Origin of the sequence: Streptomyces zaomyceticus (genome assembly GCF_014656215.1) — a bacterium.
GTDB lineage: Bacteria > Actinomycetota > Actinomycetes > Streptomycetales > Streptomycetaceae > Streptomyces > Streptomyces zaomyceticus.
In genome coordinates, this window is sequence record NZ_BNBZ01000001.1 from 347,875 (window position 1) to 370,119 (window position 22,245).

A 22,245-nucleotide genomic window follows, 5' to 3' on the forward strand; every position below is an offset into this window, starting at 1 on the left:
GGCTTGGTTGCCATCGAGGAGGAGAGAAGGGAACACTGGAGCCATGGACACGAAGACCCCCGCCCACGACGCCGTCGATGCCATCGCCGACCAGTGGGCAGCCGTACGCCCGGACCTGGACACCGTCCCCATGGCGGTCTTCGGGCGGATCTACCGGCTGTCCAACGCCATGCGCGGCAAGGTGGACAAGGCGTACGCGCCCTACGGCATGGCTCTCGGGGAGTTCGACGTGCTCGCGACCCTGCGCCGTTCGGGGGAGCCGTACACGCTCTCACCCCGCGAGCTGACCGCCACGCTGATGATCACCACCGGCGGGATGACCGGCCGGCTCGACAAGCTGGAGAAGGCCGGGCTGCTCACCCGCAGCCCCGACCCGAACGACCGGCGCGGGCTGCGGGTGACCCTCAGCGAGCGCGGCAGGGAACTGGTGGACCAGGCGGTCGGGGCCGGCCTCGCGGAGCAGCGGGCGGCTCTCGACGGCGCGCTCACCGCCGAGGAGGCGGCACAGCTGACCGGACTGCTGCGCAAGCTGCTCGCGACGACCGCCTGAGGGAACGCACGCGAGGGCGCCGCACGGTATGTCGTACCGTGCGGCGCCCTCGGCGAAGCGGAGGAGGAGGCGGTCAGGCCTTCTTGGACTTGTCGAGCACCATCACCAGGCCGATGATGACCAGGAAAAGCACCAGCGGTGCGGCCACGAACAGGCCGAGGGTCTCGATGACCGACAGCTTGGGAGCCGGGTCGTCGCCGTCGTCGCGGGTGAGCGCGAGCGCGGGGGACGACATGAGCAGCATCATCAGCGTCGTACCGGCCGCGAGCGAGCCGGCGCGCAGTGCGTTCTTCTTGTCCACGGTGCAAACGTAGCGAACACCTAATCGGCCCGCGCGCCCGGGGGTGCCGTACGGGCGTCGGGGCCCTTCGTACGGGTCCGGAGTTCGCGCAGCAGGGCGTGCGCCCGGGGCGAGGCGGCGAGCCGCTCCAGGGTGAGCGGCCGGCCGTCCGCGTCCGCGAGCGGCAGCCGCCAGTTGGGGTACTCGTCCCAGGTGCCCGGCAGGTTCTGCGGTCTGCGGTCCCCCACCGCGTCCGGCAGCCACACCCCCACCATCCGGGCCGGAGTGGCGAGCAGGAACCGGTGGACGGCCCCGATCTCGGTCTCCTCGTCCCCCGGGCCCTCCGGGAGCAGCCCGCTCCGCTGGAACAGGCCCAGCCACTCGGCGGTCTCGGCCGCGTCCGCCGCCCGTTCGCGCTCCAGGTCGCCGGAGAGCAGGCCGAGCCGGTGCCGCAGGGCGATGTGGTCGCCGGAGAGCCGGGCGGCGGTCGGAGGCAGGTCGTGGGTGGTGGCGGTGGCCACGCAGTCGGCGCGCCAGTCGCCCGGGGACAGCGGGCGGCCGGTGCCCGCCCAGTCCCGCTCGAACCAGAGCACGGAGGTGCCGAACACCCCGCGCCCGGCCAGCTCCTCCCGTACGCCCGGCTCGACCGTGCCGAGGTCCTCGCCGATGACGAGGGCCCCGGCGCGGTGGGCCTCCAGGACCAGGACGGCGAGCATGGCCTCGGCGTCGTACCGGACGTACGTGCCCTCGGTGGGCTCGTGGCCCTCCGGCACCCACCAGAGCCGGAACAGGCCCATCACATGGTCGATGCGCAGCGCGCCCGCGTGGCGCAGGAGTTCGCGCAGGAGTCCGCGGTACGGGGCGTAGCCCGCGGCGGCGAGCGCGTCGGGGCGCCAGGGCGGCAGGCCCCAGTCCTGACCCCTGGAGTTGAAGGCGTCGGGCGGGGCGCCGACCGACATCCCGGCCGCGAAGGCCTCCTGCTGGGCCCAGGCGTCGGAGCCCTCCGGATGGACGCCGACGGCCAGGTCGTGGACGATCCCGACCTCCATCCCGGCGGCGCGGGCGGCCGCGGCGGCGTCGGCCAGCTGCCGGTCCGTCAGCCAGGCCAGCCGGCAGTGGAAGTCGACCCGGGCGGCGAGGACGGGGTCGTCGCGCACGACGGCCTCCGCCGCGCGCGGGGTGCGCAGTTCCGCGGGCCAGCCGCGCCAGTGGTGGCCGTGCCGCTCGGCGAGGGCCTGGTAGGTGGCGTGGTCCTCCAGGGCGCGGCCCCGGGCGGCGAGGAAGTCGTGGAAGTCGGCGCGCCGTCCGGGGCCGAGCTCCACGCTCCCGACGACGAGTTCGAGGGCGCGCCGCTTGACCTCCCACACCGCGTCCCGGTCGATCACGGCCCCCTTGCCGAGGACCCGTTCGCGCAGTTCGGCGGCCTCGGTGAGGATCCGGTCGAGCTCCTCGCGGTGCTCGGGTCCGACCAGGGCGTACTCGGGGATCTCCTCGATCCGCAGATGGACGGGGTCCGGGAAGCGGCGCGAGGAGGGACGGTACGGGGAGGGGTCGCTCGGAGCCCCGGGCACGCCCGCGTGGAGCGGGTTGACCTGGATGAACCCGGCGCCGTGGGTGCGGCCCGCCCAGGTGGCGAGTTCGCGAAGGTCGCCGAGGTCGCCCATCCCCCAGGAGCGGGTGGAGAGCAGCGAGTAGAGCTGGACGAGCAGCCCGTACGCGCGCCGCTCGGGCCCGGGCACGCGCGGGGGGCTCACGATCAGGGTGGCGATGGCCGCGCGGCCGTCCGGGGCCTGGGCCTCGACCGTGTGGACGCCGAGGGGCAGTCGCTCCCAGTTCCGGCCGGTGACGACGTCGCCGTCCTCGGTGGTGATCCGGAGCCGGGTGCCGGGCGGCAGGTCCGCCGGGGGGCGGACGGCCTCCTCGCCGTGCCGGCGGACCAGGGTCGGGGACAACAGCCGCTCCTCGTCGGCACGTTCGGCGGCGGCGAGGGAGGCGGCGACCGCTTCCGGCGTGGTCGCGTCCACACCCAGGGCGCCGAGGACGGCCACCACGGTCGCGTCCGGCACGGGCACGGTGACGCCTTCGGAGGGGCGGTATGCGGTGGCGACGCCGTGACGGGCGGCGAGACGGGCCAGGGTCACTTCACACTCCGGGGGACTCCGTGCCGCCCGCACTTCCTGGGGCGGTGGGCTCGCTGGTGAGGGGGGTCGCGACCGTCAGGGGCGGTTCGCTGGTGAGGGGGGCGGCGTCGGGCAGCGGCGGCTCGCTGGTCAGCGGTTCGCCGTCGGGGGCCGACTGCTCCGGAATCCGTATCCGTCCGAGGTGGGGGGCGGTCGTGGTCACGGGGGTCTCCCGGTTCGTCTCGACAGGTGGGACCTGGGTAACGACTGAGACCTACCCACGGCATCTCGTTCTACCGGCGGAATGTGGCGAAGCGACGTCACCTCGCCGACGGCGCGCCGGGCAAAGCCGACACATCGCCCCGTCGCATTGACACTTCAGTGCGACGGGTGGTGGGGTCGTGACCCACTCGTTACCATCCGGCGGAGCGGCCGGCCCGGCCGAAGGGAGACCCCGTGCACCTGGGGCGCAGGAAGGGCACCGCGACGGCCGTCGCCGCCGCCGTCATCGGCGGCCTCCTCGGCGGCGCGGTGCCGGGCTCGGCACAGACGCTCCCGAAGACGGCGCCGTTCGCCCCGACGGCGCCGCGGGCACCGACGGCCCCGGCCTCTCCCGCGGCACCGGCGACACCGGCGCCCCCCTCCCCCACCGCGGCGGACACCGCCTCCGCGCGGGTGCCCTCCGTCTGGCCCCGCCCGCAGTCCCTGACCGCCACGGGGCCCTCCGTACGCCTCGGGGACGAGGTGACGCTGCTCGCGGACGAGGACGCCGATCCGTACGCCCTCGCCGCCCTGCGCGAGCTGCTGCGGGCCGCCGGGGTACGGACCGTCCACACCGGACTCCCCGGCCGGGGGCCGGTCTTCCGGGCCTCGGGACCCTCCGGGGAGGCCGCCGAGGACGCGCTGAGCGCCCTGCGCGTGCCCGACCGCATCGATCTGCCCCGCGGTGGCTACCGGCTCGCGACGGGCCGCCTCCAGGGGCGGGACACCGTCGTCCTGGACGGGGTGGGCGAGGACGGCCTGTTCCACGCCACGCAGACACTGCGTCAGCTCCTCGGTACCGGCCGGGAGATCCCCGGTGTCGTCGTCCGCGACTGGCCGGGCACGGCCGAACGCGGGATCACCGAGGGCTTCTACGGCCGTCCCTGGACCGCGGAACAGCGGCTCGCCCAGATCGACTTCCTCGGCCGGACCAAGCAGAACCGCTATCTGTACGCGCCCGGCGACGACCCGTACCGGGGCGCGCAGTGGCGCGAGCCCTACCCGGCCGCGCAGCAGGAGGAGTTCCGGGCGCTCGCGGCGCGCGCCCGCGCCAACCATGTGACGCTCGGCTGGGCCGTGGCACCCGCCCAGTCCATGTGTCTGTCCTCGGCCGGCGACATGGCGGCGCTGACGCGGAAGATCGACGCGATGTGGGCGCTCGGGGTGCGCTCCTTCCAGCTCCAGTTCCAGGACGCCTCGTACGACGAGTGGCACTGCGACCGGGACGCCGACACCTTCGGTCGCGGGCCCGAGGCGGCGGCCGCCGCCCACGCGCGCGTGGCGAACACCGTCGCGCGTCATCTCGCCGAGCGGCACCCGGACGCCGAGCCGCTGACGGTGATGCCGACGGAGTACTACCAGGACGGCCCGACCCCGTACCGCGCGAAGCTCGGCGAGGCCCTCGACACGGACGTGCGGGTCGCGTGGACCGGTGTCGGCGTCGTGCCGCGCACGATCACCGGCGGCGAGCTGGCGAAGGCCCGCGGCGCCCTGCGCCACCCGCTGGTCACCATGGACAACTACCCGGTCAACGACTACGCGCAGGACCGGCTGTTCCTCGGCCCCGCCACGGGCCGGGAGCCTGCCGTGGCCGCCGGCTCCGCCGCCTTCCTCGCCCTCGCCATGGAGCAGCCCGCGGCCTCCCGCGTCCCGCTCTTCACCGCGGCCGACTACGCGTGGAACCCGCGCGGCTACCGGCCCGCGGAGTCCTGGCAGGCGGCCGTCGACGACCTCGCGGGCCCGGAGCGGGGCGCCCGTGAGGCGCTGCGGGCGCTCGCCGGGAACGGCTCCTCCTCGGTCCTCGACCCCGGGAGCGAATCGGCCTATCTGAAGCCGCTCCTGACGGCGTTCTGGTCCTCGCGTACGAGCACGGGCGCCGGCGCGGACGAGCGGCGGGAGAAGGCGGCGCGCGAACTGCGGGCCGCGTTCACCGTGATGCGCGAGGCCCCCGGGCGGCTCGCCGCCACCGCCGGCGGCACCCTCGACGACGAGACCGGCCCCTGGCTGGCGCAGCTCTCCCGGTACGGCCTGGCCGGCGAGACGGCGGTCGACATGCTGCTCGCCCAGACGGCCGGCGACGGCGCGGCGGCCTGGCGTGCGCAGTTGCGCCTCGAAGGGCTGCGGAAGGAGCTCGCCACGAGCGGGGCGACGGTCGGGGCGGGCGTGCTCGATCCCTTCCTCACGCGCGCGGTGGACCGGGCGACGGCCTGGACCGGCGCCGACCGGACCCCGGCGGCCCCCGCCGACCGCGCCACCGACTCGTACACCGTGCGGCTCGACCGGGCGCGGCCCGTCGAGGCGCTGACGGTGATGACCGAGCCCGGGACGGGCGCGGGCGGCGACGCGCGCGTGGAGGCGTACGTCCAGGGCGAGGGCTGGCGGCCGCTCGGCCCGCTGTCGGCGTCCGGCTGGACACAGGCCGAACTCAAGGGACTGCGGGCCGAGGCGCTGCGGATCGTGTGGAGCGGCGACGGGCCGGCGCCCGAGGTGCGCTCGCTCGTGCCCTGGTTCGCCGACGGGCCGCGCGCGGGGCTCGACCTGGCCCGCGCGGAGACGGACGCGGAGATCGGCGGCCCGGCGCAGCGGGTGGACGTGGAGTTGTCGGGCCTGCGCGCGGGCGAGGTGCGCGGGCCGCTGACGGCGAAGGCCCCGAAGGGCGTCACGGTCGAACTGCCGGAGCAGGCGGTGGTCGAGCGCGGCGCGCGGACGACCGTGCCGCTGAAGGTGTCGGTGGCGCCGGACGCGCCCGCGGGCGAGTACCGGGTGCCGGTGTCCTTCGCGGGCGAGGAGCGGGTGCTGACCGTGCGGGCCTTCCCCCGTACGGCGGGCCCCGACCTGGCGCGGACCGCGACGGCTTCCTCCTCGGGCGACGAGACGGCGGACTTCCCGGCCGCCTCGGCGGTGGACGGCGATCCGGCCACCCGTTGGTCCTCCCCGGCGGAGGACGGCGCCTGGTGGCAGCTGGAGCTGTCCGAGCCGGCCCGGATAGGGCAGGTGGTGCTGCACTGGCAGGACGCCTACGCCTCCCGCTACCGGGTCCAGGTCTCGGCCGACGGGCGGGTCTGGCGTACGGCGGCGACCGTCGCGGAGGGCCGGGGCGGCCGGGAGTCGGTCCGGATGGACGCGGCGGACACGCGTTTCCTGCGGGTGCAGGGGGAGACGCGGGCGACCCGGTACGGCTACTCGCTCTGGTCGGTGGAGACGTATGCCGTGGCCCCGCGGGAGAAGCCGGAGGACAAGCCCGGCGACAAGCCGGCGGAGCAGCCTTCGGAGGACACGCGGGAGGACACCCCGGGGAGCGCGGCGGGGGACGCCGCGGAGCCGTCCGGCGCCGGCGCGGGCACACCGGAGGAGCGGCCCGCCCCCTGAGGGGTGCGCCGCTCCCGTGCCGTACCGCCCCCGCGTACGCGAAAGGCCCGGCTCAACCCGTCGTCAGCGCCCTCACGGGGGCGTCGGCGACGGAGTCGATCCGGGCCATCACATCCTCGGCTCCGTACGGCTGGAGGTACGGCAGCCAGCGGGGGTCCCGGTGTCCGGTCCCGATGATCCGCCAGGCCAGGCCGGTCGGCGGGGCCGGTTGGTGGCTCAGCCGCCAGCCGATCTCACGCAGGTGCCGGTCCGCCTTGACGTGGTTGCAGCGGCGGCAGGCCGCCACCACGTTCTCCCAGGCGTGCGTACCCCCGCGGCTGCGCGGGATGACGTGGTCGACGCTGGTCGCGACACCCCCGCAGTACATGCAGCGCCCGCCGTCACGGGCGAAAAGGGCTCTGCGGGTCAAGGGAACGGGCCCCCGGTAGGGGACCCGCACGAAGCGCTTCAGTCGCACCACGCTGGGCGCGGGGACGACTTGGGTCTCGCTGTGCAGGAAGGCGCCGGATTCCTCGAGGCAGAGAGCCTTGTTCTCCAGAACGAGGACGAGTGCGCGGCGGAGCGGTACGACGCCGAGCGGCTCGTACGACGCGTTGAGGACCAGGACATGCGGCACGGATGCCTCCTATGACGCCGGCGGCGCGTGGCTCGCGCCGGGACGAACTGCTCTCAGTCTCTCCTCATGCCTGGCCGGACCGCCACCACGTACCGGGATCGGGGTGACGGGCCCGGCGTGTTCTCGACCACATCGGCATGTCTCCCTTGTCTTTGCCCGGGTGAGGTCCGTCTCTCCCTCGAACAGGACAACGGGACCATGTCCGACGCCCCGTTACTGTGGATGGTCTGCGTCCGCGATGCCTGGAGGTTGTCCCGTGTCCTGGTCCGCCCTGGCGGCTGCCACCGAACCCGAGCCCATTCCGGTGACCCTGGACGAGGCGGCGGAGAAGGCGACGAACGCGGCGAGCTGGGTGGAGGAGAACTGGTCCACCTGGCTGAACACCGGTCTGCGCATCCTGCTGATCCTGATCGTCGCGCTGCTCCTGCGGATGGCGGTCCGCCGCGCCCTGACGAAGCTGATCGAGCGGATGAACCGTTCGGCGCAGGCGGTGGAGGGGACTGCCCTGGGCGGTCTCCTCGTCAACACCGAGCGCCGTCGGCAGCGCTCGGAGGCGATCGGCTCGGTGCTGCGTTCGGTGGCGTCGTTCCTGATCCTGGGCACCGCCGGGCTGATGATCCTGGGCGCCTTCAAGATCGACCTGGCGCCGCTGCTCGCCTCGGCCGGTGTGGCCGGTGTGGCGATCGGTTTCGGTGCCCGGAACCTGGTGACGGACTTCCTTTCGGGCGTCTTCATGATCCTGGAGGACCAGTACGGCGTGGGTGACTCGGTCGACGCCGGCGTGGCCTCGGGCGAGGTCGTGGAGGTCGGCCTGCGGGTGACCAAGCTGCGCGGTGTGGACGGCGAGATCTGGTACGTGCGCAACGGCGAGATCAAGCGGATAGGAAATCTCAGCCAGGGCTGGGCGACGGCGGGCGTGGACGTGACGGTCCGGCCGACGGAGGACCTGGAGCGGGTGCGGGCCGTGATCGTCGAGGCCGCGGAGTCCATGGCGAAGGAAGAGCCGTGGAACGAGCGTCTGTGGGGCCCGGTGGAGGTGCTCGGGCTGAACGAGGTGCTCCTCGATTCGATGACCGTCCGGGTCTCGGCGAAGACGATGCCGGGGAAGGCGCTCGGTGTGGAGCGCGAGCTGCGCTGGCGGATCAAGCTGGGCCTGGACGCGGCCGGTATCCGGATCGTCGGCGGGCTCCCGGCGCAGGCCGAGGAGTCGCCCGCCGACCCGACCGCGGGCATGGCGGCCCCGTCGGCCTTCTCCTCGGCGACCTCGCCGCAGTCCGCGGCGGCGACCCCGCTGCCGAAGCCGGATCTCCACAAGTAACGACGCGCGCGTCCTGACGCCCCCGCGGGTAACGCTTTGGTTGCCTTCGGGGGCGTCTCGCGTGCCCGGGTATTGACGCCCCCGTGACGGCCGCCTTATTTTCCTCCCACCGAATAGGAAACTTTCCTAACAGTGCTCCACCGTACGAGGGCAGGTGCGACCTCATGGCCGGTACGACTCCGGGAACCCCCGGAACCCCGCGCGTCCTGCGCGCCATGAACGACCGTGCCGCCCTGGACCTGCTCCTGGAGCACGGCCCCCTCTCACGGACCCGGATCGGCAAGCTCACCGGCCTGTCCAAGCCGACCGCCTCCCAGCTGCTCGCCCGCCTCGAAGCGGCCGGGCTCGTCGTCGCCACCGGCACCACCGAAGGCCGGCCAGGACCGAACGCCCAGCTCTACACGGTGAACGCGCGCGCCGCGTACGCCGCCGGACTCGACGTCAACCAGTCCCGTATCCACGCCGCCGTCGCCGACATCACGGGCGAGATCGTCGGCGAATACGAGCTCCGCACCCCCGGCCGCACCGCGTCCGGCGTCGTACGTCAGGTCACCGACGCCCTCGACGGGGCAGTCAAGGCGGCCGGGATCACCCGCGAGGACGTCCGGCGCATGGTCATCGGCACCCCCGGCGCCTTCGATCCCGCGACCGGGCGCCTGCGGTACGCCTCCCACCTGCCCGGCTGGCACTCCCCCACCCTCCTGGAGGAGCTGGCCGCCGTCCTGCCCATGCCGTTCGAGTACGAGAACGACGTCAACCTCGTCGCCGTCGCCGAACAGCGCGTCGGCGCCGCCCGCGGCCACGCGGACTTCGCCCTGCTGTGGAACGAGGCGGGCATGGGCGCCGCCCTCGTCCTCGGCGGCCGGCTGCACCGCGGCTTCACCGGCGGCGCCGGCGAGGTCGGCTTCCTGCCCGTGCCCGGAACCCCGCTCGTACGACAGGTCACCAAGGCCAACTCCGGCGGCTTCCAGGAACTCGCGGGCGTCCAGGCCGTGCCCCGGATCGCCCGCGCCGCCGGGATCGACACCCCCGAGCAGCCCTATGTGGAGGTCGCCGCCAGGCTGCTCGCCCACGCCGTCGAGGCGCACACCGAGGACCCCCGGTACGCGGAGCTGCTCGACCGGTACGCCGAGCGCCTCGCCACCGGACTCGCCTCGATCGTCGCGGTCCTCGACCCCGAACTCGTCGTGCTGTCGGGCCCCGCCCTGGTCGCCGGCGGCGAACCGCTCCGCGCCCGCGTCCAGTCCGAACTCGCCGACCTCGCCGCCTCCCGGCCACGGCTCGTCCTCGCCGCGGTGTCCCGGCACCCCGTGCTGCGCGGCGCCCTCGAAAGCGCCCTCGCGACCACGCGCGACGAGGTCTTCGACACCTCGCGCTGACCCACCACCCGCCCCACGCCCCGCCCCTTGCCCCGCAAGCCCTCGCCACAGGGAGACACCGTCATGCCCGTACGTCCGCGCAGAGCAGCCGCCGCGCTCGCCGCCACCGCCTCGATCGCCCTCTTCGCCTCCGCCTGTACGGGCTCCGCGAACAACGCGGCCTCCGACGACCCCAAGGCCGAGACCACCATCACCTTCTGGCACGGCTGGTCTGCGCCCGCCGAGGTCAAGGCGATCCAGGACAACGTCGCCCGCTTCGAGAAGGCCCACCCGAACATCAAGGTGAAGGTCGTCGGCAACATCAACGACGACAAGCTGGGCCAGGCGCTGCGCGCGGGCGGGTCGAACGGCCCGGACGTCGTCTCCTCCTTCACGACGGCCAACGTCGGCAAGTTCTGCGCCTCGGGCGCCCTCGCCGACCTCAAGCCCTTCATCGAGAAGGACAAGCTGGACCTGGACAAGATCTTCCCGAAGGTCCTCCAGTCGTACACGCAGTTCGAGGGCAAGCGCTGCTCCCTGCCGCTGCTCTCCGACGCGTACGGCCTCTTCTACAACAAGGACGCGTTCAAGGCGGCCGGCCTCGACCCCGAGGCCCCGCCGAAGACCTGGTCCCAGTTCACCGAGGTCGCCAAGGCACTCACCAAGGCCAAGGGCGACTCCTACGAGCAGGTCGGCTTCATGCCGAACTACCTCGGCTACGAGACCGTCGTCTCCCACTACATGTCGCAGTGGAAGCACGGCGGGTACTTCGGCGCCGACGGTTCGTCGAACGTCGCGAAGGACCCGGCGTTCGCCGAGATGATGACGTACCAGAAGTCCCTGGTGAACGCCCTGGGCGGGTTCCAGAAGCTCGACAGGTACCGCACCTCCTTCGGTGACGAGTGGGGCGCCAAGCACCCCTTCCACACCGGCCAGGTCGCCATGCAGCTGGACGGCGAGTGGCGGCTGAACTTCGTCAAGGAGGCGAAGGTGACGTTCGACGTCGGCGTCGCGCCGCTGCCGGTCGCCGACGACGAGATCGCCGAGTACGGCAAGGGCTACCTCTCCGGCACGATCATGGGCATCGCCCCGCAGAGCAAGAAGCAGAACGCGGCCTGGGAGCTGGTCAAGTACATGACCACGGACACCGACGCCGTGGTGAGCTTCGCCAACGGCATCGGCAACGTCCCCTCCACCCTGGAGGCGCTGAAGTCGCCGAACCTGAAGTTCGACGAGCGCTTCAAGACCTTCCTGGACATCGCCCGGCACCCCGCCTCCACCACCTCGGACGGCGCGGTCAACGGCTCCGCCTACCAGGACACCCTCCAGAAGTTCGCCCAGCAGTACGAGAAGGGGCAGGTCACGGACCTGAAGAAGGGTCTCGCCGACACCGCGGCCCAGATCGACCGCGACATCGCCGCGGCGAAGTGACGGCCGGAACCCACCCATGAGCACGGACACCCTGCCCGCGAAGGAGGCGGCCGCCCCGGCCGCCCCCTCTCCCGGGGGACGCAACACGCTGCGGCACAAGCGCCGGCGCAACGCGCTCCGCACCCTGGCGTTCATGTCGCCCTGGCTGATCGGATTCGGCGTCTTCTTCGCCTATCCGCTCGTCTCCACGCTGTACTTCTCCTTCATGAAGTACGACGGCCTCAACCCGCCGGAATGGCGGGGCGTGGGGAACTGGACGTACGTCTTCACCGAGTTCCCGCAGTTCTGGCCGGCCCTGCGGAACACCCTCTGGCTCGGCGTCGTCATGGTCGCCTGCCGGGTGCTCTTCGGCCTCGGCGTCGGCATGCTGATCACCAAGATCAAGACGGGCGCCGGAGTCTTCCGCACCCTCTTCTACCTGCCGTACCTGGCACCGCCGGTGGCCGCCACACTGGCCTTCGTCTTCCTGCTCAACCCCGGCACCGGACCGGTCAACTCGCTCCTGGAGGCGGTCGGCGTCCCCGCCCCCTCCTGGTTCAACGACGCCGACTGGTCCAAGCCCGCGCTGACCGTCCTCGCCGTGTGGGGCGTCGGGGACCTCATGGTCATCTTCATGGCCGCCCTGCTCGACGTACCCAAGGAGCAGTACGAGGCCGCCGAACTCGACGGCGCGTCCCCCTGGCAGCGGTTCCGCTTCATCACCCTGCCGAACATCTCGCCGATCGTGCTCTTCGCGGTCGTCACCGGGGTCATCGGCGCGATGCAGTACTACACGCAGCCGATCGTGGCCGCGAAGGTCGCCTCGGGGAAGATGGGCGGCTCCGGCGAGGTCTTCGTCCCCGGCTACCCGGACGACTCCACGCTGACCCTCCCGCAGCTGGTCTACAACCTCGGCTTCAGCCAGTTCAACTACGGCGCCGCCTGCGTCGTGGCGCTGGTGCTCTTCGCCTTCTCCATGGCCTTCACCGCGCTCCTGATGCGCCGGCGCGGCGGCCTGATCGGCTCGGGTGACTGACACATGACGACCGCAACCGCTCCCGACCCCGCCCGCCTCGCGGCGAGCCCCGCCGAAAAGAAGGCCCGCCGCAGATCGCTGCTGCACTGGATCGCCGTGCACTCGCTCGGCATCGCCGCGGCCCTGTTCTTCGTGCTCCCGTTCGTCTTCGTCCTCCTGACCTCCCTGATGAGCGACCAGCAGGCGCTCACCCGGGACCTGACGCCGAACTCCTGGCACTGGGACAACTACGTCCGGGTCCTCGAGACGCCCGGCTTCCTCACCTGGTGGAAGAACTCCCTGCTGTACGCGGGTCTCGGCACCGTCCTCGTCGTGGTGTCCTCGATACCCGTGGCGTACGCGCTCGCCAAGTTCCGCTTCCGCGGCCGGCACCTGTCGCTGCTGCTCGTCATCTCGATGATGATGCTGCCGCCGCAGGTCGTCATCATCCCGATGTACCTGTTCTGGGCCAAGCAGATGGACCTCTCCGGCACGCTGTGGCCGCTGATCATCCCGATGGTCTTCGGTGACGCGTTCGCCATCTTCCTGCTGCGCCAGTTCCTGCTGACGATCCCGAACGAGTACGTCGAGGCCGCGCGGATCGACGGGTGCGGCGAGTTCCGCACCCTGATCCGGGTCGTCCTGCCCATGGCGAAGCCGGGCATCGCCGCCGTCGCCCTGTTCCAGTTCTTCTACTGCTGGAACGACTACTTCGGGCCGCAGATCTACGCCTCGGAGAACCCGGGCGCCTGGACGCTCAGTTACGGCCTGGAGTCCTTCAAGGGCGCGCACCACACCGACTGGAATCTGACCATGGCCGCGACCGTCCTGGTCATGGCCCCTGTGATCCTCGTCTTCTTCTTCGCCCAGAAGGCGTTCGTCGAGGGAGTCACACTGACCGGAGTGAAGGGCTGAATCACACCATGAAGCTCACTGTCGTGGGGGGCGGTTCCACCTACACCCCCGAACTGATCGACGGCTTCGCGCGGCTGCGCGACACCCTGCCCATCACCGAACTCGTCCTCGTCGACCCCGCCGCCGAGCGGCTCGACCTGGTCGGCGGACTCGCCCGCCGCATCTTCGCCAAGCAGGACCACGCGGGGAGGATCGTCACCACCACCGACCTCGACGCCGGGGTCGAGGGCGCCGACGCCGTCCTGCTCCAGCTGCGGGTCGGCGGCCAGGCCGCCCGTCAGCAGGACGAGACCTGGCCGCTGGAGTGCGGCTGCGTCGGCCAGGAGACCACCGGCGCCGGCGGGCTCGCCAAGGCGCTCAGGACCGTCCCGGTGGTCCTCGACATCGCCGAGCGGGTCCGGCGGACCAACCCGGACGCCTGGATCATCGACTTCACCAACCCCGTCGGCATCGTCACGCGCGCGCTGCTCCAGGCCGGGCACAAGGCCGTCGGCCTGTGCAACGTCGCCATCGGCTTCCAGCGGAAGTTCGCCGGGCTCCTCGGCGTGACCCCGTCCGAGGTCCACCTCGACCACGTCGGGCTCAACCACCTGACCTGGGAGCGGGCGGTACGCCTCGGGGGCCCCGAGGGCGAGAACGTGCTCCCCCGGCTGCTCGCCGAGCACGGCGACGCGATCGCCGACGACCTGCGCCTGCCGCGCCCGGTCCTGGACCGGCTCGGCGTCGTCCCCTCGTACTACCTGCGCTACTTCTACGCCCACGACGAGGTCGTCCGGGAGCTCGGCACGAAGCCCTCGCGGGCCGCCGAGGTGGCCGCCATGGAGAAGGAACTCCTGGCCATGTACGGGGACCCGGCGCTCGACGAGAAGCCGGCCCTGCTCGCCAAGCGCGGCGGCGCCTTCTACTCGGAGGCGGCCGTGGACCTGGCCGCCTCCCTCCTGGGCGGCGGCGGCTCGCCGTACCAGGTGGTGAACACGTACAACAACGGCACGCTGCCGTTCCTGCCGGACGACGCCGTCATCGAGACGCAGGCCGCGGTCGGCGCCCGGGGCGCGACGCCGCTGCCGGTCGCGCCGGTGGACCCGCTGTACGCCGGTCTGATCGCGAACGTGACGGCCTACGAGGACCTCGCGCTCGAAGCGGCGCTGCGCGGCGGCCGGGACCGGGTGTTCAAGGCGCTGCTCGCGCATCCGCTGGTGGGGCAGTACGCGTACGCCGACGGGCTCACCGACCGGCTGATCGCGCACAACCGGGAGCACCTCCCGTGGGCGTGAACCTGAACGGCGTCCTCCTCGCGGTCGACGCGGGGAACAGCAAGACCGACGTCGCGGTCCTCTCCCCGGGCGGCACCGTCCTGGGAGAGGCCCGCGGCGGCGGGTTCCAGCCGCCGGTGGTGGGGGTGTCGACGGCCGTCGACACGCTGGCGGAGATCGTCGGGCGGGCCTGGGCGAAGGCCGGCGGCGCCGGTCTTCGCCCCACGTTCGCCCATGTCACGGCCTGTCTCGCCAATGCCGACCTGCCCGTCGAGGAGACCGCGCTCCAGGCCGAGCTCCTCGGCAGGGGCTGGAGCCGGTCGGTGCGGGTGCACAACGACACCTTCGCCATCCTGCGGGCCGGGATCGACGAGCCGCGCGGGGTCGCGGTGGTGTGCGGGGCGGGGATCAACTGCGTCGGCATGACCCCGGACGGGCGGACCGCGCGCTTCCCCGCGATCGGGAAGATCTCGGGCGACTGGGGCGGCGGCAGCGCCATGGCCGAGGAGGCGCTCTGGTACGCGGCGCGCGCCGAGGACGGGCGCGGCGAGCCGTCCGAGCTGGCGCGCGCGCTGCCCGCGCACTTCGGTCTGGAGACGATGTACGCGTTGATCGAGGCGCTGCACCTTGGGCACGTGCCCTGGCTGCGGCGGCACGAGCTGACGCCCGTCCTGTTCCGGGTGAGCGCGGCGGGCGACCCGGTCGCGCTCGCCCTGGTGCACCGGCTCGCCGAGGAGGTCGCGGCGCTGTCGGCGGTCGCGCTCGGACGGCTCGGGCTGCTGGAGGAGGAGGCTCCGGTGATGCTGGGCGGCAGTGTGCTCGCCGCGCGTCATCCGCAGCTGGAGGAGAGGATCCGCGCGCTCCTCGCCGAGCGGGCGCCGAAGGCCGTCATCGGCTTCGTGACGGCGCCGCCGGTCCTCGGGGCGGCACTGCTCGCCCTGGACGAGGTGGCGGCCGGTCCGGAGGCGACGAGACGGCTGCGGGAGCACTACGGGGCCTGAACGAGGCGGTCCCCGGGGCGCTTTCTCGACACGAGGAGGCGCCCCGCCGCCATGTTCACCTGTTCGAGCGATGTCAGGGACGGAACCGATCACGGCCCGGCGACGTATTCAGAGTGAGGGGGTTCGCCCACGGATGTGCCGGGGGCATGCGGCACGATAGGAACAAGATCGGGTCAATCCCGGTGTGCGGAAGGTCCCCTGCGGCCATACTGCAGGCCGGACCGGCCGAAGTCTGCGACCACAGGGGGAGGTCACGTGACACACCCGCCGAACGCGCCCGCCGCCCCGGCGGCGCCGGGCCCGGCGCGCGCGCCCGCACGCCCGGCCGGCGTGCCCGCGCAGCCGGCCGCCGCGCCCGCCGCCGCCCCGGCCGCGGGGCGTGGGGCCTGGGCCGTGGGACGGGAGCGGCTGCGGGTCGCCACGACGACCGAGCCGGGCCGGCTCCAGATCCTCGGGGCCGTCCTCGCGCTGCTCGTCGTCGCGTTCGGGGCCGTCACCGCCCTCCAGGTCGACGACCGGGCCACCGCCGCCGACGACGTCGTCAGCCGCAGCCAGCCGCTGTCCGCCGACGCCGCCGCGATCTACCGCTCCCTCGCGGACGCCGACACCACCGCCGCCAGCGGCTTCCTCGCGGGCACCCTGGAGCCCGAGGAGTCCCGCAAGCGGTACGACCGGGACATCGCCACCGCCGCCCGGCTCCTCGTCAAGGCCGCCGCGAGCACCGACGGTTCGGGCGAGTCGGCCCGCGAGATCGCCACCCTCAACGAACAGCTGCCGCGCTACACGGGCCTGATCGAGCGCGCGCGGGCCGCCAACCGGCAGGGCCTGCCGCTGGGCGGCGCCTATCTGCGGTACGCCAGCCAGCAGATGACCAGCACCCTGCTCCCCGCGGCCGAGCGGCTCTACGCGGCCGAGACGGTGCACCTCCAGGAGGACGACGAGTCGGCCCGCACCTGGCCGTTCCTCTCCCTCGGCCTCGGCCTGCTCGTCCTCGCCGCCCTCGTCTGGGCCCAGCGCCGCAACTACACCAGGACGCACCGGGTCTTCAACCACGGACTGCTCGCCGCGAGCGCCGCCGCGGTCGTCGTCGTGCTCTGGCTCCTCGCCGCGCACACGATCGCGCGCGCCGGACTCGACAGCGCGCGCGCCCACGGGCAGGAGTCCCTCCAGGTCCTCAACTCCGCCCGGATCAGCTCGCTCACGGCCCGCGCCAACGAGAACCTGACGCTGGTCGCCCGGGGCGCCGTCCTCACCGAGGACGGCAAGAACGACAAGTACGAGGCCGAGTACACGTCGAGCATGGGCGCCCTCACGGACGCGCTCGCCACGGCACGGGAGTGGGCCGACGACGACGCCGGCCGCGGCCCGGTCGACGAGGCCGCCACCCGCACCGCCGAGTGGAAGCAGCGCCACAAGGACGCCCGCGCCAAGGACGAGGCCGGCGACTTCGACGGCGCCCTCGGTCTGATCGTCGGCTCGAAGGAGTCCGGGCGGTCGACGGGGCAGTCCTTCGACCAGGTCGACGCGGCCCTGGAGCGCGCCCTCGCGCACGAGCAGGCCGAGTTCACCCGCTCCGCGGCGGACGCGAGGGACGCGCTGACGGCGCTGCCCCTGGGCGCGGCCGCACTCGGGATCCTGGGCGCGGCCGGCGCCGTGCTGGGCATCAACCGCAGACTGTCGGAGTACCGGTGAGAGGGGGCGGGATGCCGAACGGCGCGTACCCGCTGGTGCGGCGGACGGCACAGCGGTTCCGGGGCTGGGGCGGGGTGGCCGCCATGGCCGTGGCCTGCGGGCTCACCGCCTCGCTCACCCTGCTTCCGCTTGCTCACGGCGGCGACGCGGCGGCCGTGCCCGGGACGCACGGCGGCGCCGGCATCGGCACCGGGGTCCAGATCAAGGCGGACACCTGCGAGAAGCCCTGGGCCTCCCTCACCCCCTCGTCGGCGGACGGACCCTCGATCGAGGCGATCAAGCAGCGCGGGAAGCTCGTCGTCGGCGTCGACCAGTCCAGCTACCGCTGGGGCTACCGGAACCCGGAAACCCGCGCCCTCGAAGGCTTCGACATCGAGCTGGCGCGGGCCGTCGCCAAGGACATCCTGGGCAGCGAGGACGCCGTCATCTTCCGGGCGATCCCCACCAACCAGCGGATCGCCGCCCTCGACAGCGGCAAGGTCGACCTCGTCGTGCGCACCATGACGATCAACTGCAAGCGGATCCAGCAGGTCGCCTTCTCCACCGCCTACTTCCAGGCGGGACAGCAGGTCCTGGCGCCCAAGCTCGCCAAGGACATCACCGGCTACGACACCTCGCTGAAGGGCAAGCGGGTCTGCACCGCCGAGGGCTCCACGGCCTACGAGGCCCTGGAGGAGAACTCCTTCGGCGCGCTCTTCAAGGACGAGGGCGACGGCACCAAGGACGACAAGGACCTGCTCACCGTCCCCAACCAGCTGGACTGCCTGGCCAGGCTCCAGATGGGCGAGGTCGACGCCGTCGTCACGGACAACGCCCTGGCGGCCGGACAGGCCGCCCAGGACCCCGCCGTCGAGCTCAAGGGCCGCCCGTTCACCACCGAGTTCTACGGAGTGGCCGCCAAGCTCGGCAACGACGACCTGGTCCGCCGGGTCAACCAGGTCCTCGTGCGCTACCGCCAGGGCCCCTGGCAGCGGGCGTACAAGGACTGGCTGGAGAAGGACCTGCCCGGGATAACCGGGCCGCCCCCTCCTCTGTACAAGTAGCCCCGTACACGCCCCCGTACGGGCAGCCCCGTACGCACGAGCCCTGTACACGGAGAGGAAGAGGTGATCGATGGGCGTCACGGGACCCCCTGGGCCGGTGATGGACCGGGACGAGGTGGACCGTGCGCTGGCGCGCCTCGGGGCCGAGCACAAGGCGATCGAGGACTCGCTCTTCGCGCTCCAGGACCACGCGGGCCGCAGACTGCTCGAAGGGGCGGAGCTGACCGGCACGACCCGGGACCGCTGGGTGGCGACCGAGCGGACCATCACCCTGCTCTGGACCTGCTTCGACGTGTACACCGGCGCCCTGCGGGAGGCCCGTGAGGTGCGCGCCCGGCGCCGCTGGCCCGGCCGGGAGGAGCTCGTGGAGCTGACCGACCGGCTGCGCGGCGAGAGCGTGCTCGTCGCGGGCGGGGCGGGTGAGCAGGGGCTGCTCTCCGAGCGGTTCACGCTGGAGGGCCTCGTCCGGAGGATGAACGAGCTGTACGCCTCTTCGCTCGACATGGTGGTGACCTCCGACGCCGTCTGGTCGGCGCTGCCCGCCCGGATAGACCTTCTCGCCGCCGAGCTGGGCCGGACGCGTTCGCTCGCCCACTCCGTCGGTGTGCGGCCCGGGGAGCACCCGGCCGGCGACGAACTCCAGGACATCACCGTCGAGCTGACCGCGCTCCGCTCGCAGGTGGTGTCGGATCCGCTGGCCTTCTGGCGTCCGGCCGTGGGGAGTTCCGCGCCGGGCGGGGGCCGCCCCGACACCGCGCGGTACGACCGGGCGGCGCTGGCCCTCGAGGACATCCGGCGGGAGATCGAGGCGGTGCTCGCGGTCCGCCAGGACTCCGAGGACCGGCTGCTCCGGCTGCGTGACGTGCTCTCGCGCGCGGACCGCACGCTGGCCGAGGCGCGGTCCGCGCGCGGCGAGGTCCTGGCGAAGATCGCCGCCTCCGAGGTGCCGGCCGTCAGCGGGCCGCCGACCGTGCTCCAGGAGCGGCTCGCGGCCGCCGCCGAGTACCGCAGGCACGCCCAGTGGCACCGGCTCTCCCCGCTCCTGGAGTCCCTGGAGCGGGAGGCGGAGGAGGAGCTGCTGCGGGCCCGGGAGTCGCTGACCGCGGTGACGGCGCCGCTCGCGGTCCGGGCCGAGCTGCGCGGCCGGCTCGACGCGTACAAGGCGAAGGTGGCACGGCTGGGCGCGGCGGAGGACCCGCTGCTCGTGGAGCGGTACGACGCGGCCCGCCGGATGCTGTGGAGCGCGCCCTGCGATCTGCGGGTCGCGGAACAGGCCGTCCTGCGCTACCAGCAGGCGGCGGCGGACGTGCTGTCCGGCCCGAGAGACGCGGGAGGACGACAGTGGTGAGCGGGGTTCAGTGGTGAGCGGGGAGACGGGCGTGGGGAGCTGTCAGCGTCCTTCGTGCGAGGGTTCGTACGAGGACATGGGAGGCGGCGAGCTGTACTGCGACACCTGCGGGCTCGCCCCGGTGGTCGCGCCCTCGGGGTCTCCCCGGCCCGAGCGGAGCCGGGAGCCCGGGGAAGGGCTCATCGCCTCGACGCCGACGGGCATCGCCGTGCCCGGCAAGGGTGCGGCCGGTGTCGGGGGGCCGGACTCCAGCTCCGCGCGGAGCGGTTCGCGGGCGTCCTCGCGGGCCTCGTCGCGCTCGTCGCGCTCGTCGCGCTCGTCGCGCTCGTCGACGTCTCGTCGTTCGGTCTCCGGGCGGCTTTCGCGCTCCCTGTCCGGGGGCTCCACGTCCCGCTCGGTGTCGGTCCGCAGCTCGGGGAAGTCGACCGGTCAGTCCGCCAGGAACCGGCTGGGCGCGGGCCTGGTGTCGATTCCGGAGGTGCCGCGTCCCGACCCGCGTGCCGCGGTGATGGAGAAGCCCGAGGTTCCCGAGCGGAAGCGATTCTGCTCCCGCTCCGACTGCGGGGCCCCGGTGGGGCGTTCGCGGGGCGAGCGGCCGGGCCGCACGGAGGGCTTCTGCACCAAGTGCGGGCACCCCTACTCCTTCGTGCCGAAGCTGCGCGGCGGCGACATCGTCCACGGCCAGTACGAGGTCGCGGGCTGCCTCGCGCACGGCGGTCTCGGCTGGATCTACCTCGCCGTCGACCGGGCCGTCTCCGACCGGTGGGTCGTCCTCAAGGGCCTCCTCGACACCGGTGACCAGGACGCCATGGCCGCCGCGATCTCCGAGCGCCGCTTCCTCGCCGAGATCGAGCACTCCAACATCGTCCGCATCTACAACTTCGTCGAGCACCTCGACCAGCGCACCGGCTCCATGGACGGGTACATCGTCATGGAGTACGTGGGCGGCAAGTCGCTCAAGGAGATCGCCAACGACCGGCGCACCCCGGACGGCCGGCGCGATCCCCTGCCGGTCGAGCAGGCCTGCGCGTACGGGATCGAGGCCCTCGAGGCGCTCGGACACCTGCACAGCAGGAACCTGCTGTACTGCGACTTCAAGGTCGACAACGCCATCCAGTCCGAGGACCAGTTGAAGCTCATCGACATGGGCGCGGTCCGGCGGATGGACGACGACGAGTCCGCGATCTACGGCACGGTCGGCTATCAGGCGCCGGAGGTGGCGGAGGTCGGCCCCTCGGTGGCGAGCGACCTGTACACGGTGGCGCGCACGCTCGCGGTGATGGCCTTCGACTTCCAGGGCTACACGAACGTCTTCGTGGACTCGCTGCCCGACCCCGACAACATCGCGGTCTTCCGGACGTACGAGTCCTTCTACCGCTTCCTGGTCCGCGCCACCGACCCCGACCCGGCGCGCCGGTTCGCCTCCGCCCAGGAGATGGCGGAGCAGCTGACCGGTGTGCTGCGGGAGGTGGTGGCGCTGCAGTCGGGGCGGCCGCGCCCGGCGCTGTCGACGCTGTTCGGCACGGAGGTACGGGTCACGGACACGGCCCTGTTCGCCGAGCTGACGGAGGACGTGTCGCTGCTCGGGGCCCGCAGGGCCCGCAGGGGCCGCAGGCAGCCCGCACTGCCGGGGCCCGTTCCCGGCGCGGCTCCCTCCACGGGGCCCGGAGCGAGGTCTTCCGGAGCGGGGTCTTCCGGAGCAGGGCCTTCCGGCTCGGGGCTTTCGGGCGGAGGGCTTTCCGGCGGGGGGCCGGGGCTCGGGGAGCTGCTCGCGCCGCTCGACGCGCCCGGCACCGCGCTCGCGCTGCCCGTCCCGCGCGTCGACACGGGCGACCCCAACGCCGGCTTCCTCGCCGGTCTGGCCGCCGCGGCGCCCGGTGAACTGCTCGCCGCGCTCCAGGCCGCGCCCGCGCCCTCCACCGAGCTGCGGCTGCGCACCCTGCGGGCCCAGCTGGAGCTGCGCGACCTGCCGTCCGCCGTCCGGACCCTGGCCGGTCTGGAGGAGCGGGACGCGGACGACTGGCGGGTCGTCTGGTACCGGGGCGTCACGTCCCTGGTCACCGGTGACCACGAGCACGCGGCCCTCGCCTTCGACGCGGTGTACGACGCCTTCCCGGGCGAGCCGTCGCCGAAGCTGGCCCTCGGGATCTGCGCCGAGGTGCTCGGCCAGCTGGACAACGCCGCCGAGTACTACCGCCTGGTGTGGGCCACCGACCCGAGTTTCGTCAGCGCGGCCTTCGGGCTCGCCCGGGTCCAGCTCGCGGCGGGCGACCGTACCGGAGCCGTACGGACCCTGGAATCCGTGCCGGAGGCCTCGATCCACTACACCGCGGCCCGGGTGGCGACCGTACGGGCGCGGCTGCGGCGGCGCCCGGCGTGGGAGCCGCTCGGTGCCGATCTGACGGCCGCCGCCGCGCAGGTCTCCGCGCTCCAGGGCTTCGGTCTCGACCCGGTGCGCCGGGAGCAGTTGTCGACGGAGGTCCTCGGGACGGCTCTCGACTGGGTACTCTCCGGGAGTCCCGGTGCGGAACCGGGCGGCGGCGCGCTGCTGCTCGGGAGTGAACTGGACGAGCGCGGACTGCGCTTCGGCCTCGAACGCTCGTACCGGGTGCTGGCCCGGCTCGCCCAGCAGGGCGAGGAGAGGATCGAACTGGTGGAGCGGGCCAACCGCTTCCGTCCCCGGACGTGGGTGTGAG

The 22,245-nt window shown here is 73.2% G+C and carries 18 protein-coding genes; 13 read left to right on the forward strand and 5 right to left on the reverse strand.

The genetic code is table 11. The annotated features are described in order from the left end of the window. Positions 1 to 43 precede the first annotated feature (43 nt). Entirely contained in the window at positions 44 to 550 is a 507-nt protein-coding gene (locus IE311_RS01530; RefSeq protein ID WP_189829649.1) for a MarR family winged helix-turn-helix transcriptional regulator, read from the forward strand. 73 nt (positions 551 to 623) lie between these two features. Here IE311_RS01530 and IE311_RS01535 read toward each other — a convergent pair whose 3' ends face one another. From IE311_RS01535 to IE311_RS01545, 3 genes are read right to left on the reverse strand one after another with little or no spacing between them, the layout of a single operon-like run. Continuing rightward, positions 624 to 851, reverse strand: coding sequence for a hypothetical protein (locus IE311_RS01535; RefSeq protein WP_189829650.1), 228 nt, complete (start codon positions 849 to 851; stop codon positions 624 to 626). Positions 852 to 871: 20 nt separating this feature from the next. Further along, positions 872 to 2,971: a 4-alpha-glucanotransferase gene (malQ, locus tag IE311_RS01540; RefSeq protein WP_189829651.1), complete on the reverse strand. Its 2,100-nt coding sequence runs from the start codon at positions 2,969 to 2,971 to the stop codon at positions 872 to 874. Position 2,972: 1 nt separating this feature from the next. Next, positions 2,973 to 3,173 carry a hypothetical protein gene (locus IE311_RS01545; protein ID WP_189829652.1) on the reverse strand — a complete coding sequence of 67 codons (201 nt, stop codon included), beginning with the start codon at positions 3,171 to 3,173 and terminating at the stop codon, positions 2,973 to 2,975. Positions 3,174 to 3,406: 233 nt separating this feature from the next. On the opposite strand from IE311_RS01545, the gene IE311_RS01550 reads away from it, so the two are divergent. Further along, entirely contained in the window at positions 3,407 to 6,580 is a 3,174-nt protein-coding gene (locus tag IE311_RS01550) for a beta-N-acetylglucosaminidase domain-containing protein (protein ID WP_189829653.1), read from the forward strand. 52 nt (positions 6,581 to 6,632) lie between these two features. Here IE311_RS01550 and IE311_RS01555 read toward each other — a convergent pair whose 3' ends face one another. Beyond that, positions 6,633 to 7,196, reverse strand: a complete 564-nt coding sequence (locus IE311_RS01555; protein WP_189829654.1) for an HNH endonuclease — start codon at positions 7,194 to 7,196, stop codon at positions 6,633 to 6,635. Positions 7,197 to 7,434: 238 nt separating this feature from the next. Between IE311_RS01555 and IE311_RS01560 the strand changes: the two genes are divergently transcribed. From IE311_RS01560 to IE311_RS01605, 10 genes are all read left to right on the forward strand, one after another. After that, positions 7,435 to 8,514, forward strand: a complete 1,080-nt coding sequence (locus IE311_RS01560) for a mechanosensitive ion channel family protein (protein WP_373313722.1) — start codon at positions 7,435 to 7,437, stop codon at positions 8,512 to 8,514. A 164-nt stretch (positions 8,515 to 8,678) separates the two neighbouring features. Next, complete coding sequence (locus IE311_RS01565) at positions 8,679 to 9,893, forward strand: ROK family transcriptional regulator (RefSeq protein ID WP_189829656.1); 1,215 nt, start codon at positions 8,679 to 8,681, stop codon at positions 9,891 to 9,893. A gap of 63 nt (positions 9,894 to 9,956) precedes the next feature. Further along, the gene (locus IE311_RS01570) at positions 9,957 to 11,303 is read left to right on the forward strand and encodes an ABC transporter substrate-binding protein (RefSeq protein WP_189829657.1); all 1,347 of its coding nucleotides are present in this window, start codon (positions 9,957 to 9,959) and stop codon (positions 11,301 to 11,303) included. Between the two features lie 133 nt (positions 11,304 to 11,436). Beyond that, positions 11,437 to 12,318, forward strand: coding sequence for a carbohydrate ABC transporter permease (locus tag IE311_RS01575; RefSeq protein WP_229901676.1), 882 nt, complete (start codon positions 11,437 to 11,439; stop codon positions 12,316 to 12,318). A 3-nt stretch (positions 12,319 to 12,321) separates the two neighbouring features. After that, the gene (locus IE311_RS01580; RefSeq protein ID WP_189829659.1) at positions 12,322 to 13,212 is read left to right on the forward strand and encodes a carbohydrate ABC transporter permease; all 891 of its coding nucleotides are present in this window, start codon (positions 12,322 to 12,324) and stop codon (positions 13,210 to 13,212) included. A gap of 8 nt (positions 13,213 to 13,220) precedes the next feature. Continuing rightward, positions 13,221 to 14,486 carry a 6-phospho-beta-glucosidase gene (locus IE311_RS01585; RefSeq protein ID WP_189829660.1) on the forward strand — a complete coding sequence of 422 codons (1,266 nt, stop codon included), beginning with the start codon at positions 13,221 to 13,223 and terminating at the stop codon, positions 14,484 to 14,486. Continuing rightward, entirely contained in the window at positions 14,483 to 15,466 is a 984-nt protein-coding gene (locus IE311_RS01590; protein WP_189829923.1) for an N-acetylglucosamine kinase, read from the forward strand. The genes IE311_RS01585 and IE311_RS01590 overlap by 4 nt, the downstream gene beginning before the upstream one ends. Positions 15,467 to 15,721: 255 nt before the next feature. Continuing rightward, the gene (locus IE311_RS01595) at positions 15,722 to 17,158 is read left to right on the forward strand and encodes a hypothetical protein (protein WP_189829661.1); all 1,437 of its coding nucleotides are present in this window, start codon (positions 15,722 to 15,724) and stop codon (positions 17,156 to 17,158) included. A gap of 11 nt (positions 17,159 to 17,169) precedes the next feature. Then, the gene (locus IE311_RS01600; RefSeq protein ID WP_189829662.1) at positions 17,170 to 18,201 is read left to right on the forward strand and encodes a glutamate ABC transporter substrate-binding protein; all 1,032 of its coding nucleotides are present in this window, start codon (positions 17,170 to 17,172) and stop codon (positions 18,199 to 18,201) included. A gap of 70 nt (positions 18,202 to 18,271) precedes the next feature. Then, entirely contained in the window at positions 18,272 to 19,549 is a 1,278-nt protein-coding gene (locus IE311_RS01605) for a hypothetical protein (RefSeq protein ID WP_189829663.1), read from the forward strand. 42 nt (positions 19,550 to 19,591) lie between these two features. On the opposite strand, the gene IE311_RS37440 is transcribed toward IE311_RS01605, so the two are convergent. Continuing rightward, positions 19,592 to 19,936 carry a hypothetical protein gene (locus IE311_RS37440; protein ID WP_457853422.1) on the reverse strand — a complete coding sequence of 115 codons (345 nt, stop codon included), beginning with the start codon at positions 19,934 to 19,936 and terminating at the stop codon, positions 19,592 to 19,594. Between the two features lie 10 nt (positions 19,937 to 19,946). Here IE311_RS37440 and IE311_RS01610 point away from each other — a divergent pair, with 10 nt between their 5' ends. Continuing rightward, positions 19,947 to 22,244, forward strand: coding sequence for a tetratricopeptide repeat protein (locus IE311_RS01610; RefSeq protein WP_457853423.1), 2,298 nt, complete (start codon positions 19,947 to 19,949; stop codon positions 22,242 to 22,244). The last annotated feature ends 1 nt before the right edge of the window (position 22,245 follow it).